Annotated in this window: 25 protein-coding genes; 24 read left to right on the plus strand and 1 reads right to left on the minus strand. The window is 41.5% G+C overall.

Features of this window, described 5'->3' with window-relative positions:
* Nucleotides 1–289 precede the first annotated feature (289 nt).
* The 12 genes from CDC33_RS35655 to CDC33_RS35715 all read left to right on the plus strand — a co-directional run bounded on the left by CDC33_RS35655 (nucleotide 290) and on the right by CDC33_RS35715 (nucleotide 5,293).
* A complete protein-coding gene (locus tag CDC33_RS35655) occupies nucleotides 290–889 on the plus strand; it encodes a hypothetical protein (RefSeq protein WP_109013242.1) in 600 nt (199 codons plus the stop codon).
* A gap of 372 nt (nucleotides 890–1,261) precedes the next feature.
* On the plus strand, nucleotides 1,262–1,591 hold the full coding sequence (locus tag CDC33_RS35660; protein WP_181374345.1) for a hypothetical protein: 330 nt from the start codon (nucleotides 1,262–1,264) through the stop codon (nucleotides 1,589–1,591).
* 110 nt (nucleotides 1,592–1,701) lie between these two features.
* Complete coding sequence (locus tag CDC33_RS35665; protein WP_109013243.1) at nucleotides 1,702–1,917, plus strand: hypothetical protein; 216 nt, start codon at nucleotides 1,702–1,704, stop codon at nucleotides 1,915–1,917.
* Complete coding sequence (locus CDC33_RS35670) at nucleotides 1,914–2,141, plus strand: hypothetical protein (RefSeq protein ID WP_109013244.1); 228 nt, start codon at nucleotides 1,914–1,916, stop codon at nucleotides 2,139–2,141. Before CDC33_RS35665 ends, CDC33_RS35670 begins: the two co-directional genes overlap by 4 nt.
* Before the next feature lie 28 nt (nucleotides 2,142–2,169).
* Entirely contained in the window at nucleotides 2,170–2,436 is a 267-nt protein-coding gene (locus CDC33_RS35675; RefSeq protein WP_109013245.1) for a hypothetical protein, read from the plus strand.
* A 146-nt stretch (nucleotides 2,437–2,582) separates the two neighbouring features.
* The gene (locus CDC33_RS35680) at nucleotides 2,583–3,356 is read left to right on the plus strand and encodes an ERF family protein (protein ID WP_109013246.1); all 774 of its coding nucleotides are present in this window, start codon (nucleotides 2,583–2,585) and stop codon (nucleotides 3,354–3,356) included.
* A 169-nt stretch (nucleotides 3,357–3,525) separates the two neighbouring features.
* Nucleotides 3,526–3,816, plus strand: coding sequence for a hypothetical protein (locus CDC33_RS35690; RefSeq protein WP_181374346.1), 291 nt, complete (start codon nucleotides 3,526–3,528; stop codon nucleotides 3,814–3,816).
* A 32-nt stretch (nucleotides 3,817–3,848) separates the two neighbouring features.
* Complete coding sequence (locus CDC33_RS35695; protein ID WP_109013249.1) at nucleotides 3,849–4,043, plus strand: hypothetical protein; 195 nt, start codon at nucleotides 3,849–3,851, stop codon at nucleotides 4,041–4,043.
* A 205-nt stretch (nucleotides 4,044–4,248) separates the two neighbouring features.
* A complete protein-coding gene (locus tag CDC33_RS35705) occupies nucleotides 4,249–4,572 on the plus strand; it encodes a hypothetical protein (protein ID WP_109013251.1) in 324 nt (107 codons plus the stop codon).
* 11 nt (nucleotides 4,573–4,583) lie between these two features.
* Nucleotides 4,584–4,823, plus strand: a complete 240-nt coding sequence (locus CDC33_RS35710) for a hypothetical protein (RefSeq protein WP_181374347.1) — start codon at nucleotides 4,584–4,586, stop codon at nucleotides 4,821–4,823.
* Nucleotides 4,807–4,965 carry a hypothetical protein gene (locus CDC33_RS39630; RefSeq protein WP_181374348.1) on the plus strand — a complete coding sequence of 53 codons (159 nt, stop codon included), beginning with the start codon at nucleotides 4,807–4,809 and terminating at the stop codon, nucleotides 4,963–4,965. Before CDC33_RS35710 ends, CDC33_RS39630 begins: the two co-directional genes overlap by 17 nt.
* Nucleotides 4,966–5,017: 52 nt before the next feature.
* Nucleotides 5,018–5,293 (plus strand): hypothetical protein, encoded by a 276-nt coding sequence (locus tag CDC33_RS35715; protein WP_109013252.1) that lies wholly within the window; start codon nucleotides 5,018–5,020, stop codon nucleotides 5,291–5,293.
* A gap of 99 nt (nucleotides 5,294–5,392) precedes the next feature.
* On the opposite strand, the gene CDC33_RS35720 is transcribed toward CDC33_RS35715, so the two are convergent.
* Complete coding sequence (locus CDC33_RS35720; RefSeq protein ID WP_109013253.1) at nucleotides 5,393–5,611, minus strand: hypothetical protein; 219 nt, start codon at nucleotides 5,609–5,611, stop codon at nucleotides 5,393–5,395.
* A gap of 492 nt (nucleotides 5,612–6,103) precedes the next feature.
* Here CDC33_RS35720 and CDC33_RS35730 point away from each other — a divergent pair, with 492 nt between their 5' ends.
* The 12 genes from CDC33_RS35730 (at nucleotide 6,104) to CDC33_RS35780 (ending at nucleotide 14,039) form a co-directional block, all read left to right on the plus strand.
* Nucleotides 6,104–6,322: a hypothetical protein gene (locus CDC33_RS35730; RefSeq protein WP_100903457.1), complete on the plus strand. Its 219-nt coding sequence runs from the start codon at nucleotides 6,104–6,106 to the stop codon at nucleotides 6,320–6,322.
* Between the two features lie 102 nt (nucleotides 6,323–6,424).
* Nucleotides 6,425–6,556, plus strand: coding sequence for a hypothetical protein (locus tag CDC33_RS41485; protein WP_280524474.1), 132 nt, complete (start codon nucleotides 6,425–6,427; stop codon nucleotides 6,554–6,556).
* Nucleotides 6,557–6,564: 8 nt separating this feature from the next.
* On the plus strand, nucleotides 6,565–6,984 hold the full coding sequence (locus CDC33_RS35735; RefSeq protein WP_109013256.1) for a hypothetical protein: 420 nt from the start codon (nucleotides 6,565–6,567) through the stop codon (nucleotides 6,982–6,984).
* Complete coding sequence (locus tag CDC33_RS35740) at nucleotides 6,974–7,684, plus strand: hypothetical protein (protein WP_109013257.1); 711 nt, start codon at nucleotides 6,974–6,976, stop codon at nucleotides 7,682–7,684. Before CDC33_RS35735 ends, CDC33_RS35740 begins: the two co-directional genes overlap by 11 nt.
* Nucleotides 7,685–7,847: 163 nt before the next feature.
* Nucleotides 7,848–8,258, plus strand: a complete 411-nt coding sequence (locus tag CDC33_RS35745; protein ID WP_109013258.1) for a hypothetical protein — start codon at nucleotides 7,848–7,850, stop codon at nucleotides 8,256–8,258.
* A 3-nt stretch (nucleotides 8,259–8,261) separates the two neighbouring features.
* Complete coding sequence (locus tag CDC33_RS35750; protein ID WP_109013259.1) at nucleotides 8,262–8,978, plus strand: hypothetical protein; 717 nt, start codon at nucleotides 8,262–8,264, stop codon at nucleotides 8,976–8,978.
* 25 nt (nucleotides 8,979–9,003) lie between these two features.
* Nucleotides 9,004–9,390 (plus strand): four helix bundle protein, encoded by a 387-nt coding sequence (locus CDC33_RS35755; protein WP_109013383.1) that lies wholly within the window; start codon nucleotides 9,004–9,006, stop codon nucleotides 9,388–9,390.
* 71 nt (nucleotides 9,391–9,461) lie between these two features.
* Nucleotides 9,462–11,276 carry a hypothetical protein gene (locus tag CDC33_RS35760; RefSeq protein ID WP_109013384.1) on the plus strand — a complete coding sequence of 605 codons (1,815 nt, stop codon included), beginning with the start codon at nucleotides 9,462–9,464 and terminating at the stop codon, nucleotides 11,274–11,276.
* Between the two features lie 132 nt (nucleotides 11,277–11,408).
* Nucleotides 11,409–11,810, plus strand: a complete 402-nt coding sequence (locus tag CDC33_RS38080; RefSeq protein ID WP_146195925.1) for a hypothetical protein — start codon at nucleotides 11,409–11,411, stop codon at nucleotides 11,808–11,810.
* 23 nt (nucleotides 11,811–11,833) lie between these two features.
* Entirely contained in the window at nucleotides 11,834–12,676 is an 843-nt protein-coding gene (locus tag CDC33_RS35765) for a BRO-N domain-containing protein (RefSeq protein WP_109013260.1), read from the plus strand.
* A gap of 66 nt (nucleotides 12,677–12,742) precedes the next feature.
* A complete protein-coding gene (locus tag CDC33_RS35770) occupies nucleotides 12,743–13,006 on the plus strand; it encodes a hypothetical protein (RefSeq protein ID WP_109013261.1) in 264 nt (87 codons plus the stop codon).
* Nucleotides 13,007–13,382: 376 nt separating this feature from the next.
* The gene (locus tag CDC33_RS35780) at nucleotides 13,383–14,039 is read left to right on the plus strand and encodes a hypothetical protein (RefSeq protein ID WP_109013263.1); all 657 of its coding nucleotides are present in this window, start codon (nucleotides 13,383–13,385) and stop codon (nucleotides 14,037–14,039) included.
* The last annotated feature ends 188 nt before the right edge of the window (nucleotides 14,040–14,227 follow it).

The following is a 14,227-nucleotide window of genomic DNA, read 5'->3' on the forward strand; positions in this document are numbered from 1 at the left end:
TCAATTCTCGTTGTTTATAACTTTCAACTTACACGCTATCAATAGCAAGTTGTATTAGCAAGTGTATAAACATAGCTTATCAACTTCCAGGACATACATCACCTACTCGTATTAACAACGTATTGACAAAAGTATTAACAAAATAGTATCTTAGATATATGGAATAAATAAAGCGGTTTCACAAATCAGCTTTTATTTGCTCAGATCAAAAGGTGATCACTCCCCGTCCAAAGTTTGTGATCACCCTCTGTAAAAACCTAACCCCGTGTAGAGGCAGGAGATTCTTATTATGACGCAATCCGTTTACACACAACAAGCACCCTCAAGTTTCAAACTCAATCAAACAATAATTGCAGATACTCCCTTCAAAGACGAGCAAGCCCTAGCTCAAGCAGAACTATACAGCCACCTCGAAACCCAAGCCGAAGCTGTAGCCCCAACCCAAGATCCTCTCACCAGCAGAGATCGCCGCATCATTGGCGAGATTATCGAGGTCGAACCCGAATCAGTTCGCACCATCTGGATCGAAGGCGGGATTACGGTATGGGTGCGCTTCGTAAACGGTAGCTGCTTGCCTTTTGACCGAGACTGGTTCGCAAAAAGAGTTGCAGAGGTCAAAGCGACTCTGCCAGAAACAGCACTAGAACGGAACGAGCGCCTGAGCGATGAATTAGAGGAAGCCTGCACTGTTTTTGGTCTGTACTACGGTGAGATTAACTGGGTATCATTCAGCACCAAACTTTACCAAGACGGGCATTTTGTCGGCTTCGTCGGGTGCAATCAAGAAGCGTGGTACGCAAGACCAAGACAGTACGGAGTAAATCGGGTTGCTGGCAGTGCCAAAGATGTGATTGCGTTGTTGGGAGTACGAGCGGCAGTAGCGGCGTAAGTTGCTGGAAGTGAGAAAGGCGATTGCACACCAAAAGAATTGCAATCGCCAACAAGGTAATTCCTAAGCAAACACAATAATGGCACAAAGTACAGCAGATAACCCCACACTTCAAGATTCGGGTTTCGATAACCATCAACTGAAAATTATGCGTCCTCTAGCAGATCCGAACGCACAGGTGTAAAAAATCCCTGAAGTCAAAAAGGCGATCGCAGTCCAAGAGAAAAGCAATCGCCATTCAACCGAAATTTAGACAATCGAAATCATGATGGCACACCAAATATGATTAGCCCATTTCCTCTTCAAGAAGCCCAGTCGGATAATCCAAGAGAGAAAATTCTTTTACCTCCAACAGATCTAAACGCAGAGGTCATGGAAATCCCTGGCTACAAACTGGTTTACGTTAATGGAGCCTGCCCCAGAAACTATCGAGTGTACAAAGGCGATTCGATGATTGGGTTAATATTTCAACACATCACCCACTGGTCCAATGCTGTAGATAAGATTCGATACGCCAAGTCGGTTGATGCCGCCGCCGGACTAGACGAATTTATGACGATGGCAGGCTACTTTACAGCAACTAAAGAAGAACCGCCCACGGAAGAAGAGTTGCTAGATAAGGAATTTGATTCGCTGACAAGTGACGAGTGGGAGCGGCTAAAGAGGTACGTTCCAGAAACTAGAGATTTGGTTGCAGCGTAAAAAACAGGTGGGCAGTAAGACCCACCTATAAAGTAAAAAGTAAAAAGTAAAAAGCAAAATCAAATTCTCAGTTTATCGGAATAGAACAACACAACTCATCGGATATACCAATGTCACCCATAGAGATATTACGAGAATTCAACTCTTGCTACCAGAAGATTCAGGCAATCGCTCAAGATGAAAATTGGCTTTTGTTGATTGCTAACAAGAAGATTGACCCAGAAGCAGCGACTCACTTGGGTGATGTTCTGCACTATTTGGCTGAGGCGATGGGGTGTGTAGAAGAAATTGTTGAAGTCAAGTTTAATCAGGAATCAAAATCATGAAACTCTATGCAACCAGTATTCCTCAAACTTTACCAAGTTGGGCAACTGTTATATCGAATAATGCAGGTTTGATGGAGATAGAAATCAATGATAAAGACCCTGGCTTTCATTCAATAATTGAGGAATTATCTACTGAAATTCAACCAGGAGTTATTGGTGTAAAAGCTGGAGATTTATGTCAAAGACTCAGCATTGAGATGATTGATACTAGCGAAGAGAATTAACAACCAAAATTTAGTAACCCCAAACAAAATGAAATTCACAACTGTATCTGTTAGCTACTCAAGAAAATTCAATCTCGGTGACTATGAATCCCTAGAACTGGGTTGTTCTTTATGGGCGCAAGTTGAAGATGGAGAAGACGCTGATGGGATAACCCAATTCCTCTATCACCAAGCCAAAGCTTCAGTCAAACTTGCGGCAATGCCTGTGCTAAATCAGTTATCAGTTACCAGTTACCAGTTATCACAATTTGAGTCGGGGACTTCAACCCAAGAAAAATACATCACTCTCTACTGATAACTGATAACTGATAACTGATAACTGATAACTGATAACTGGTCACTGTTAAAAGCCTCAGAGTTTCAAATAAATAAGGCTAAATCTAGCAAAAAAGTGTCTGGCGATATCAATGAAAACGATTGGTAAGAGTTTGGAATTGACTAATGCAAGAACTAATCAAAGCTTTAATCAAAGCAAAGGCAGAGTTTAACCCCATTCAAAAAGACGGTACTAATCCTCACTACAAGCGCAAATATGCAACACTAGATGCCGTATTAGATGCTGTCACTCCTGCGCTTGGTAAACATGGATTAGTAATAATTCAAACTACTGAAATCTTTGAAGGTAAAACAACACTACGGACTCATATTTTTCATGAATCTGGAGAGAGCATCGCTAGTACTTATCCTCTTCCTGAAATAAGTGATTCTCAGAAATTGGGTGCAGCTTTGACCTACGCTCGTCGATATGCGGTTTGTGCGATTTTATCAGTCACAGCAGATGAAGATGATGATGCAGAAAGCGCAAATGCTCCTCAAAAGCCTGAACAACCACAGAATAACATTAGACCCCGCAAAGACAATCAACAGTATAGAGTCCAGCCAACAAAACAAGCTGTAACTCCACCATCAATCAACCCAAAAGATTTGCGAGTCAAAGAAGTTCGCACACTTTTAAATTATCCGTTGGATTTAGTCAAAGAGTGGCTGCATTCTCGAAATGTTACCAGTCCGAGTGAGCTTGATTCTCTTCAAATTGATGAATTAGTAAAAACTATGTGTTTAGCTTGGGCTGGGAATAAGTTTGGACACCCGAATCATGCTGTTAATTCTTATGAGAAACACGTAATCGATGCTGTATTGCGAGGTGTTTCTGAGATGGAAGCAATTCAAGCATGGATGGAGGGAGCGCTTGCACAATTACCTGAACTCAATTGAAAAGAGAAATCATACTTCAAATTAAAAAGGAACTTCAAAAGATGAATCTTTGGTCAAGAATGGATTTAATTGCATTAACAAATGAACGCTTTCTAGGAGACTTTTACGATTTTACAGCACTTCCGACAGCTATGAGGTACATCTTTAAAGCTGAAAGCTATGAAATGAGATGGGCAAGGGGAAAACTGTATTGCATAATAGCGGGAAGTGCTGTATTTCTGATTACAGTGGCGGATGGATGATTAAGTTTTTGTACCTGATTAAAGTGAATGTTGCTCTCTGGTTTGGATGGGAATCGGAGCCGGAATATGACGATTGGCATTGGGGACTGGGGTATTTTGGAGAGGAATACCGACAGGATTGGAATGCACCAATGGGAGCTTGTGATTGGCAGGAAATCTGTACTCCCGTCAGTTTTCTAAAATGGCAATATGGTATCGGCGAAAACTCAAATTACTAATTGATAACAAGCTGACTAATAAAAGATTAAAAATGTCCAATCTCCCACCAATTAATTCAGTTGTCAAAGTTATTAAAGCACTGACAGAAAAAGACCCACGGTTAGGGCAAACAGGTACAGTCATCCAGTATTCAGCACACGGCATGGTTTGCGTTCATTTCCCAGATATGCCGCCTGGTGAAGGAATTTTTTTCAATGCATATCATTTAGAAATCATAGAGTCATAGTCAAGATTATGCCGAGAAAATCCACTTACCCTACCTCTACTGACCAGTCCTCACTCTGCCTACAGTATCTCCGTCGTTGCGGAGGTAGCGCTCGATTGTGCAGTATCAAATTTAGTCTGGGGGTGATTCAAACATTGGTCAATCAAAAGTTGGTAAAGATTAAGAATACTGGCGCGGGATTTTTTGTTGAAATGGAGAATTCAAAATGACTAATCACAAACAAGTTGTTTACCAATCTCAATTAGACCACAAGAGTAAATTGGTTCTTCGTCGCCGGACTCGAAAAAGATTCAACCCCAGGATTTTCATCGACCGCATCATAGAAACAACTGCAATTATCTCTCTACTTTTTACCGGATTTGCAGGAGTAGGGGCAACAGGTTGCTCTTGTATGGAGATTGCTACAAGTTCTCAATATTGGCAGCATCAGAAGAACATTTGTTTGGGGATGATGTTAGTTAGTTTTTCAGGCTTCTTGGGCAGCGCTTTGATTGGCGCGAGTTTCAGTATTCAACGGGACAAATTTTAGGAGGAACAGCAATGGAAATCAAATTAACTACATCAGAGATTCGGACTATCTTGCAAGGTTGTCAATATACATTGCGGCTTGTAGGGAGTAGTAAGGATTATCGTAAAATTCAATCGTCTGAGTACTTCTCTACATCAAATCATGTAATGTTAAACGATGCTTTCAATATTTTGGGAGAAGTAGTAGACGCAATTAATGAGGTGGAGCAAGTTAATCCACAAGGAGAATCTAAACATGGAGCAGGAAATTAAAAATGCAGTTGGGTTGGGTAGTCCTGAACTCGTGATAGAGTCGAAACCAAAACCAGAACCAGAACCAAAACCAACAGTAACGATTTACGACTTCTCTTCTTTGTTATCGAAGCACGAACCACCAAAAAAACAACGCCAATAAATGCCTCTATTGGAATTATGAACAACAATTTAAATTATTGAGGAGCAACAACATGACATTCACTCTGGATAATCGCTCTCAAAACAAAGAATCGTCCTTAACTCAAGCATTGCGACAGATACAGCAGCTAAACTCCAAGATTCAAGAGTTGGAGCAGCAGCATCAAAATTATGTGCGATCGCAACAGAATTTGATTAGTGCCATCGCCGAAATCTGTGTTTCTCCGATGCAGGAAATAGAGGCGCTGAGGATTTTGATTTATCGGGGAGAAGCAGCTTGTCGGCAGTACTTGCGTTTGGTGCTAGTCAAACAAAGAAAGGCTTCTTGAAGAAAAAGAGGCAGGGAAGTAGGAGGAGGTTCGATAGCAGGAGGAGAAGAATTACTCTCAGATAATTCTCTTTTCTCCCTTGCTACCGAAGCTCCCTCATCACTCGCTTAGACTTTCTGCTTCAGAAGAAATCAAACCCAATTGATGACGGGCAAGAGTTCCCTGAACGTGAAGCGCAAATCCTTTTTCCCAAAACAGTCGATGCATTTCTGACTCATTCCATCCTTCCATTGCTTGAATCCGTTTTGCTGCTTCATACAACGGTTCTGGAATAGAAACTGCGATTTGAACCATTTTTGGTGTAGTTTTCTTAGGCATTTTCTGATCATAAGGAGATTTATATATAACTATACCCCTATAGTTAGATGTTTTTGTTAAAAAACCTTCCCTAAATAATATCTTATCTACAGGGGTATAGATAATATATTTGTGCTACTCTAGAAGTTCGCCAAGTGAACTTGGCGGGGTAAAGGGGAATGGCACTAAGTTAATCGCAAAGCCCTGATAGAACTTGCTTTTGAGTGTGGGGAGTGTGGGGGAGTGTGGGGAGAGGGGGGAGAGGGGGGAGTGTGGGGAGTGTGGGGGGTAAGACTTCTTCCCCGTCCTCCCACACCTCCCACACCTCCCACACCTCCCACACCTCCCACACCTCCCACTCCTCCCACACCCTGCCAGCAAGGAAGTTTCAGCTTATCAAGCGTGCCATTCCTCTCATGGTCTGCTTGCTTTTTACCGAAGGTACAAAAATTGTGCCTTCGGTATCACTGCATCAAAACGCATCGAATGAAAGATTTTATAAGTAATTGCATTATGTCAAACAAACACTTATTAAAGGTGAAACGGATTCATCCTAAAGAATTTAAATTGAAGCACGGATTATCGGTGTCCGAGATTCATGAACTAAGCGATTATCCACCAGAAACTCTTAAGCACTGGTTGGCTGACGAGCATAGTAGTCGTTACCAACAACCAAAAGAATCTGTCTTAAATCATTTTGGTTTATTAGATTTATATTTAAGCGCTTTTTAAATCAAAAAAGGTCACACAGACACTACCCATATTAAGGTGGGTTTTTTATTATAAAAGGGCAAGGTCAATAAATAGTCAATTGACAGTTACAGAACAATGCTTATGAATATCAACATTGATATCAATATTGATATTCATATTGACATCAATATTGATATTAACGTTGACATCAATATTGATACGGGTGTGACACAGATATTGACTAACTTTTTGAAACTGTTGATACGGATTTGACATTCTTAATGAAATCAGAGTGGAGAAAACAACTTTTTAGCTATCAACCAAGTAAATCAGGGGTAAATCCTTTAGTTTTACCAATGTCAAAAGCAAAAGCCGCGAAGATTTTAGGCATTTGCTACCGCACACTAGAACGATGGGCAGAGGTCGCGCCAATCATTCCAGAGTATAGATTAATACTTGTGAGAATGAAGACTTTGACCCAAGAAAAAAAATTACGTGCGCCACCAATTACACCTTATCAAGTATGGATCATCGGTAAGATTGGGGAATTGTTCTCTGATATAACTCAAGGGGTTGATAAAAAGGCTTTTGTTGAGATCATCATCGAAGCCAAAAAAGACGAGTACACCCGTGCCGAATTTGAAAAAGAACAACTGAGATTTACATCACTTGTATTAGGAGAGACACATCATGTCGGATAACACATTTACTCGCGCAGAATTGTTTGAGCTATTAAGTGCTAGTTATAGTCCTGGACAAATCATCGCTGGATTAGAACAACTTGCCACTTCAGACTCAACAGTTGATCCAAATGCAGAAGAATTTCCTGTAGAAATCAGCGATCGCTTAGAAAAGTTGTTCAATCTAGCGCAAGCAACCCTCGACAAATCGAAGCTGTTAGGAGGTAGCAGCAATTTGGCGAATATACAGACTCATGCAATAGACATGGCCACTGAACAATTACAATTTGTTGGAGTCAGTCGGGAAACTTTTAAAGCGTTCTTGGACATTGTGGCAGGTAAGACTGTTGCCCAAGCGCTGGCAGTTCATGAGTTTGAGCAAGAATTGTTCGATGAAATCACGAGTGAACTTGATGCTCGTTCATTACAGCGACGCACAGAGCAAGGTTTTGATGAAATAGCGTTTATTTATCAGTTGGCCAAAAATCCCGAAATCAGGCAACAAATTACCCAAGAGTACGGGTTAAAGACTGGGGATGAGATTAAGCAACAAGTTCAAACCCTCACGACTGGTACAACTGTTGGTTTTGACCCGAAAGCATTTTTAGACGAATTAGGAGTGCCAACATCAGAAAAAAAGTCTACACGACCTGCGACAATTCAGGATCTGAAAAATTTGACACGCTCTTTGTTGAGCGAGAAATTCCAATCTCCAGCTTAAAATGGCGCAAGTTCTTTGAGCAGAATCTTTTCGGATTCTCAATTATTTTTTTATTAATTTGTATTGGGCTGTCTGTTTACATTCGTGTTGCTAATGCACCACCACCCCAGACAACACAAACTATCGACGGGCAACAACCGTAAAATATTCCGGTTGAGTGACAATGAAATACCAGAAGCAAGCGATGTTGGGATTATTGGGCATGGGGTTAATCGCAAGTCCTTGGTTATCACAACTGCCAGCCCAATTCAAAACTTACTCTCACGGCATTACGATTCGTGAGTCTGAAGAACTAGAACGCATTAAAGCCGAGCAAAGGGCAGCGACCGCCGACAAAATTAACTCTCTTGGAGTTACGCCCTCATTCAGTAAGTTACGAATCAGGAACTATTTAGACTCGAAAAAACGTAACCCTAGACCTGATATTACAGGTTATTTAGAAGATGAGACAGTTTTTGTGTATGACTCAACTGGTTTATGTATTGGGCGAATTGAACAGAGGCAATGGAAATGGAAATATCGGTTCAAAAATGCTTGTAAGAATTCGCCACTATTTAAAGATTCATCCAATTGATTTATGAAATATCTCACTCCAAACAAATCTAATTCCCAACCAAAACCAGAATCATCACCACAAAAAGAACCGAAAAAAGGAGGGAGTGACTACTTAGAATTATTAGCTCGGTGGATTGTGGCATTAATCTCACTGCCAGTCATCTTTATCTCACATATCATTGCCCAATTCGTTACCCCAGGCACACCCGGATACAAGCTTGTTGGTGCAATTGGTTTCTGGATTGGTACACTGCTTTCTACTGATAGCATCTGGCAAGTTTTATTCCAGGGAAAACCGATTTTTCCCTGGTTTGAAACAGAATGGATTGGTTGGTTCGGTTGGTTACAACTCCTAGTTAATCCCTTGTTTTGGATTAGCTTCGGTATCTCTGCACTTGTTCAAGTGATGGAAGCTCGAACCTTACGTGGTAAAGACCCACAACAGGCCAAGAACGAGTTTGAGGAATCAAAACAATACACACTCGGCAGTAAACCGAATGGCAATATCGACCTGACAGTGGCATTGTGGGGTGATTATAAAGCTGCTGGCATGAAAGAACGTCATACAGGTGGAGCGATCGCACTATTTTTCTGGGTTTTGGATTTGACTACTACCTTCGTTGGTCGTAATCCCTTTCGCTACACGAACCCTGGTGTGATCTTGGCTTGCTTTGCTTACAACGTAGCTTCAATGATGGCAGGCGAGATTGGTTACAGCATTTGGAAACTTACTAAGTAAGGCAGGGGAGCAGGGAGCAGGGGAGATGGAAAAACAGCCTATAAAGAGTCACGAAGATTTAGAAGTTTATAAAATGGCATTTGATGTAGCTATGCGAATTTTTGAGCTTTCTAAAACTTTCCCAGTCGAGGAAAGGTATTCACTAACTGATCAAATTCGTAGATCCTCACGCTCGGTCTGTGCAAATATGGCGGAGGCATGGAGAAAACGGAGGTATGAAGCAGCATTTGTAGCTAAATTAAATGATTGTGAGGCAGAGGCCGCAGAAACTCAAACCTGGTTGAAGTTTGCTGTGAAATGTAATTACCTTAATGCTGAAACAGCTAGAGAGCTTTACTCTACATATAACCGAATTCTAAGCATTTTAGTCACAATCATCAACAATCCATCCCCTTGGATTATAAAGCGTTAATTACTCCCCCCTGCACCCTGCACCCTGCCCCCCTGCGACCCACACTACAAGACTTCACTAGGATGAGAGAGATGCAGCAACAAATACCAATGCTCGGTACAAAAGAAACGGCACTTTTACGTGACGATTACCCCAGCATTGAGTATTTGGAAGCTGGGAATACCGCCTCTTGGTTACAGGAGCGTCAAGATCAGTTATTAGTCCGCGCTAAAGATGAGCGTAATGGCATGAATCTGGCGAAGTTTATTACTTTAGCAACGGCGGCGACTGGTGCTGTTTGTTATGCCACTTCTCCACTTGCTCCCATCGGTGCAGTCGTAGCTGGTGTTGGTTATTTATGGTCAATTGTTCAGGACTTAAACGATACCCATCAATTTGCACCAATTCCTTTTATACGTGGTGGCTTTTTTGAATTCCTCTCGGCAATGGGAGATAGTGTTGCCAGGGATGAATACAATGCCTGCAAAAATGAACTGGCTGACTTGATGCTGCATCTGGAGCCAATGTCTAAGTATGAGTTTGCCATGCTCAAGCAATCATCTCATGTGGTGTGTGAATACTTGAGCGCCGTTGAGCCAGGAAAAAGATTTTACGCTTACCGTTGGTTACTTGATTGGTTTATTCAGCTACGTGGGCAGTTTCCCACCCGTGAGCAATTGTCCGGGCATTTAGCGCAAGTGACAATTGACCCACGAGTTAACTACCAACAAGTAACAGTTATTCAAGAGGCGATACAACCGCAAAATCTTGGTATCCCACAAGCTCGATTTGCTCAATTACCGAATCATGCTGTGGGAGCAAGGTTTGTAGAGGAAACGGGGCAGAGCGCAGGGGAAATTTCTCCCATACCTTCTGCTAAGGTGCAAAGTGCTTCTTCCCCTCCAGTCAATACCGATATCTCCATCTACACCACTAAACCCCAAGTGCAGTATGACCTAATTGGGCATATTGCTAAGAAAGTTACCAATATGCTGTGGGTTGGTGTCCCTGGTTCTGGCAAGGGCATCACCATTAGCAATGCAATCGATGCTATTAAGCGGCTGCATCCTGGCATACACATCTTTTATATTGACCCCAAAGGTGACGAGAAAGAAACCGGTTATTTCAAAGGTCGTGTCGATACTTTTAAACGGGCTAAAATCCTAGAAATGTCTCCGGTCGAAGCTGTCAAATGGGTCAAAGAATGCTTTACCGAATTTCAAAATATCTCTGGCTCCAAGCTGATCATTTTGGATGAAGGTACGGCTGTTTGTTCCAAATTTAAAAATACCAAGGGTGAAATTGGCTGGCTCAAAGACAAAATCATCTCTTACTGTTCTTGCGGTGATAGTTCCGGTTGGCATTTCTGGATTGTCGTGCAAAATCCCCACACGGATGACTTGGGAATTTCTGGCGGACTGCGATCGCAGTTAACGTCTGTGGCGTTGGTTCATCCTGATAACGTCCCAGCTTACAATGCCATGATTGCCACTCAACTCATCCCCAGCGATCGCAAGATTACCTCAACCCAAGTAATGGAGGTTGCTGCACAATCACCAGTCGGTCGAGCAGTTTATTACGGCGGCATCAATGAATGGATACCAATGCCTCTGTTAAAGAATTTTTCTGGTTATGACCGGGATACCAAAAACTTTATTGACTCTGCACCAAGTAATAAGCAAACCTCTCAAGCTGAAACTAAGGAGTCTTGCACATCAACAACCCAAGCTCAACAGATGTTGGCGCTTTTGGAGAAGACGAAAGCCAGTTCCATTGATGAGTTTATTCAAAGCGAGTTGAAATTAGATGGAGTTCCACCAGAGCTTATCCGAAAAGGAATTGAAAGATTGCTTCAGAATTCACATCTTAAATACAAATTCGACGGCTGCGATAGTAATCAAAATTAAAATTTGGAGAAAAATATGCAATCAATTCTTAACTTTTCGTCACCGCTATGGCATACCTTTATTGTCGGTACATTCTGAATCTTTACGATTAATTATTGAACCAATTCAACTCACATAATGCGTAAACCCATAATGCGTAAATCCTTAACTTTATTTGAATACCCTAGTAACTGGTCAATAACTTGCCGTCGTGTCTATAAGCTGCAACCGCGCTGCACTAATAATCCCTGGCACGGACGCGCTACTGTTGTACATCACATCAAATATAAGCGCTCTTTCTTGCGCCGCTTTTTGGGAATTTTTTTACTGCATTTCCCTGTTGCAAGCGTATCTGGTTACGAAATTCCCGGCTGGGATTGTGTAGGGGTATGCTCTCGTTGCCATCAGAATTACTACGGTAGAAGTAGCAGCCGTACCTCAGTTCATTACCATCAAGTCTGGGTACAAAGGGGTGGATTAGATAATCATCAAACTTTCATTAAAGCTATATGTCTACGAATTAAATTTTGCTTTCTTGCGTTAACCCGTATTTAATCAATTTTGGAAAAATTTTACTTATGTCAGACTTATCAATTTTTGTGTTTGAGTCTCAAGAAATCCGGTTCGTCGGTACACCAGAGAAACCAGAATGGGTCGCGGCCGATGTCTGTGCAATTCTTGAAATTAAGAACCCAAGTGATGCGTTAGGTTCTTTCGATGAAGACGAGAGGGGTCTAGCTAATGTCTATACCCCTGGTGATGACAACCCTCAAGGACAAGAAATGCTTACTGTGACTGAAGCAGGGCTTTATCGCCTAATCTTCAAATCTCGTAAACCTGTTGCTAAACGATTCCAACGGTGGGTATTCCATGAAGTCCTTCCATCCCTGCGGCGCACTGGCAAGTATGAAATGCCCAAGCCAACCCAACAACATAACGCCAAACCCACGCTTGATGAACTCGTCAGCTTTGGACAAAAAGTGCTTGCTGGCACTCGCCTCAGCGCGGAACTCCAAACCATCACTATTCTCCGAGGTGTACAAGCGCTGTGTCCCGAAATAGCTCCGATGGCACAAGAGTTGGTCGGAGCAATTCAGGAAATTGAAGCGACTCACGACAGGCACTTGCCCCCGACTGAATTGGGCAAAATATATGCCCAACGTAATGGACTACCAAAACCAGTCAGTCCACAAGTCGTTAATCAAGTTCTGGAGTTTGCTGGGCTACAACGCAAAGAAGTCGAGATTAAGACTGATACGCAGGGCAAACAGAAGCGAAAAAACATTTGGCATTTAACCGATGAAGGTAAGCAGTGGGGCGTAGTCACACGAGACAAAGCACGAACTCATGGCAAGATTGTTGAACACGTTCGATGGCTACCCGATATTTTAGACGTGATTGATTTAAGCATACAGGGGTAATCAAAAATATTTGGTTGTTCAAATTTATCAATATTTAACAAAAATTGGGAATTCAAGAGGAAATCCATGAAGATCGAAACTTTTAAAACTTTGCTGCTCGAACAATTAGCAAAAGACTGTGATGTTCATCTGCCTTATTACCTAGAACACAAGCCAGAAAGGTATTCAAGTAGGTTGTTAATGACTCAACGCAAAATGCAAGCGTTGATAGGTTTGCAAGCCATTACTCAAGCTGAAATTGACCAGAACATTCATGTTCTGACGAATGGCTTAACTATCGCAGAAGCAGTTGAGCGGATTTTAGCAGTTGTCAACGTTTCAAAGTGCTAATCGATAATATGGATCAGCAACTACAACTTTATTAATTAAATCGTTGATATGAGGACGATTTGCGATCATCTTTATTAAGTATAAGGACGATTGTACAATTTCTATTCTAGACAGCCAGTGAAAAAAATACACGAGTTACCGCATTATTTTTTATGAAAAGTTCAATTTATAGCCTCAGTTCATTAGTTAAGCAAACGGCTCAGGTCGGTATTATTTTTCTAATAATGCTATTGCTAACTGGTGGTCGTCCATCGGGATTTGTAGTAGGCTCAACTGCTTGCTTCGGTCTAGTATTTGTTGTTTGGAGTGAGTCAAAAAGTCGTAATAATTCAGCTACAAAATCATTAAATGAGAAAAATTATTAAGGAACTTAAGTATGGACACATCCACAGATTTTTTATTTTTAAACGAAAGAATCTCCACAAATTTTAATCCATTTTATGAAGGCGAGTATTTGGTAATTCAGACTTATCCTCGTGAGATAGGTTTAAGAGTTAGCAAACGAGACTTTGACTATCAATCAGCCAAGAATTATTGTGAAGTCGAAAATCTGGCTCATGACTATACATCTTTTGGAGTGAGAGTGTTTCATGAACAAAAGCTTTGGGATATAGATTTTTGTGGTCATCCCTCAAATATTTCTAAACAACAGGATTGGAAAATTTCTCCAGAATATTTATCGGCACATTCCGATAGTGAAACTAATGAAGAAATAATTGTATGCTCATGCAGCTATCCTCGTTTTGAGGAGTTTGCAAATGATTTTTGGAAACTTACCACCTGCCTTGTTGATGACAAAGGGCGGGATGTTGAATATTGCCCTAACTGTAATGCTAAGTTAATGCCTGAAGAGGATTGGGGTGAAGACTTTGATTTTTATGATGAAGAACCTAGACCAGCAGCTTGCATAGGTTGCGATAACTATCATGGTCAGAAGTATGGGGAAAACTTGCTAGTTTGTGGGATCTATCCTCATGGGTATCAGGGTGAAATCTGCCCCGATTTTCAGGATAAGGTGAAGATTAAGGATTAGATTCAACAGGATTCATGAAGAAGAATTCAGAAGTGAGAATTCAGGAGTCAGAATCAATGTCCATTGGGGATTCAGACCCCAACCAATTGTAGACACCGTGCAGACGATGAGATTTTAAACACGTTTATTCATCTACCAGTCGCACAGAATTCAATTCTGTTAGCGGAAGCGGGGCGTTTAGCCCATTC

Origin of the sequence: Nostoc commune NIES-4072, assembly GCF_003113895.1 — a bacterium.
Taxonomy (GTDB): Bacteria; Cyanobacteriota; Cyanobacteriia; order Cyanobacteriales; family Nostocaceae; genus Nostoc; species Nostoc commune.

Coding starts and splice junctions, on each gene's coding strand:
- CDC33_RS35655 (WP_109013242.1), top strand. CDS start 290: ATGACGCAATCCGTTTACACACAACAAGCACCCTCAAGTTTCAAACTC.
- CDC33_RS35660 (WP_181374345.1), top strand. CDS start 1,262: ATGGAAATCCCTGGCTACAAACTGGTTTACGTTAATGGAGCCTGCCCC.
- CDC33_RS35665 (WP_109013243.1), top strand. CDS start 1,702: ATGTCACCCATAGAGATATTACGAGAATTCAACTCTTGCTACCAGAAG.
- CDC33_RS35670 (WP_109013244.1), top strand. CDS start 1,914: ATGAAACTCTATGCAACCAGTATTCCTCAAACTTTACCAAGTTGGGCA.
- CDC33_RS35675 (WP_109013245.1), top strand. CDS start 2,170: ATGAAATTCACAACTGTATCTGTTAGCTACTCAAGAAAATTCAATCTC.
- CDC33_RS35680 (WP_109013246.1), top strand. CDS start 2,583: ATGCAAGAACTAATCAAAGCTTTAATCAAAGCAAAGGCAGAGTTTAAC.
- CDC33_RS35690 (WP_181374346.1), top strand. CDS start 3,526: ATGGGCAAGGGGAAAACTGTATTGCATAATAGCGGGAAGTGCTGTATT.
- CDC33_RS35695 (WP_109013249.1), top strand. CDS start 3,849: ATGTCCAATCTCCCACCAATTAATTCAGTTGTCAAAGTTATTAAAGCA.
- CDC33_RS35705 (WP_109013251.1), top strand. CDS start 4,249: ATGACTAATCACAAACAAGTTGTTTACCAATCTCAATTAGACCACAAG.
- CDC33_RS35710 (WP_181374347.1), top strand. CDS start 4,584: ATGGAAATCAAATTAACTACATCAGAGATTCGGACTATCTTGCAAGGT.
- CDC33_RS39630 (WP_181374348.1), top strand. CDS start 4,807: ATGGAGCAGGAAATTAAAAATGCAGTTGGGTTGGGTAGTCCTGAACTC.
- CDC33_RS35715 (WP_109013252.1), top strand. CDS start 5,018: ATGACATTCACTCTGGATAATCGCTCTCAAAACAAAGAATCGTCCTTA.
- CDC33_RS35720 (WP_109013253.1), bottom strand. CDS start 5,611: ATGCCTAAGAAAACTACACCAAAAATGGTTCAAATCGCAGTTTCTATT.
- CDC33_RS35730 (WP_100903457.1), top strand. CDS start 6,104: ATGTCAAACAAACACTTATTAAAGGTGAAACGGATTCATCCTAAAGAA.
- CDC33_RS41485 (WP_280524474.1), top strand. CDS start 6,425: ATGAATATCAACATTGATATCAATATTGATATTCATATTGACATCAAT.
- CDC33_RS35735 (WP_109013256.1), top strand. CDS start 6,565: ATGAAATCAGAGTGGAGAAAACAACTTTTTAGCTATCAACCAAGTAAA.
- CDC33_RS35740 (WP_109013257.1), top strand. CDS start 6,974: ATGTCGGATAACACATTTACTCGCGCAGAATTGTTTGAGCTATTAAGT.
- CDC33_RS35745 (WP_109013258.1), top strand. CDS start 7,848: ATGAAATACCAGAAGCAAGCGATGTTGGGATTATTGGGCATGGGGTTA.
- CDC33_RS35750 (WP_109013259.1), top strand. CDS start 8,262: ATGAAATATCTCACTCCAAACAAATCTAATTCCCAACCAAAACCAGAA.
- CDC33_RS35755 (WP_109013383.1), top strand. CDS start 9,004: ATGGAAAAACAGCCTATAAAGAGTCACGAAGATTTAGAAGTTTATAAA.
- CDC33_RS35760 (WP_109013384.1), top strand. CDS start 9,462: ATGCAGCAACAAATACCAATGCTCGGTACAAAAGAAACGGCACTTTTA.
- CDC33_RS38080 (WP_146195925.1), top strand. CDS start 11,409: ATGCGTAAATCCTTAACTTTATTTGAATACCCTAGTAACTGGTCAATA.
- CDC33_RS35765 (WP_109013260.1), top strand. CDS start 11,834: ATGTCAGACTTATCAATTTTTGTGTTTGAGTCTCAAGAAATCCGGTTC.
- CDC33_RS35770 (WP_109013261.1), top strand. CDS start 12,743: ATGAAGATCGAAACTTTTAAAACTTTGCTGCTCGAACAATTAGCAAAA.
- CDC33_RS35780 (WP_109013263.1), top strand. CDS start 13,383: ATGGACACATCCACAGATTTTTTATTTTTAAACGAAAGAATCTCCACA.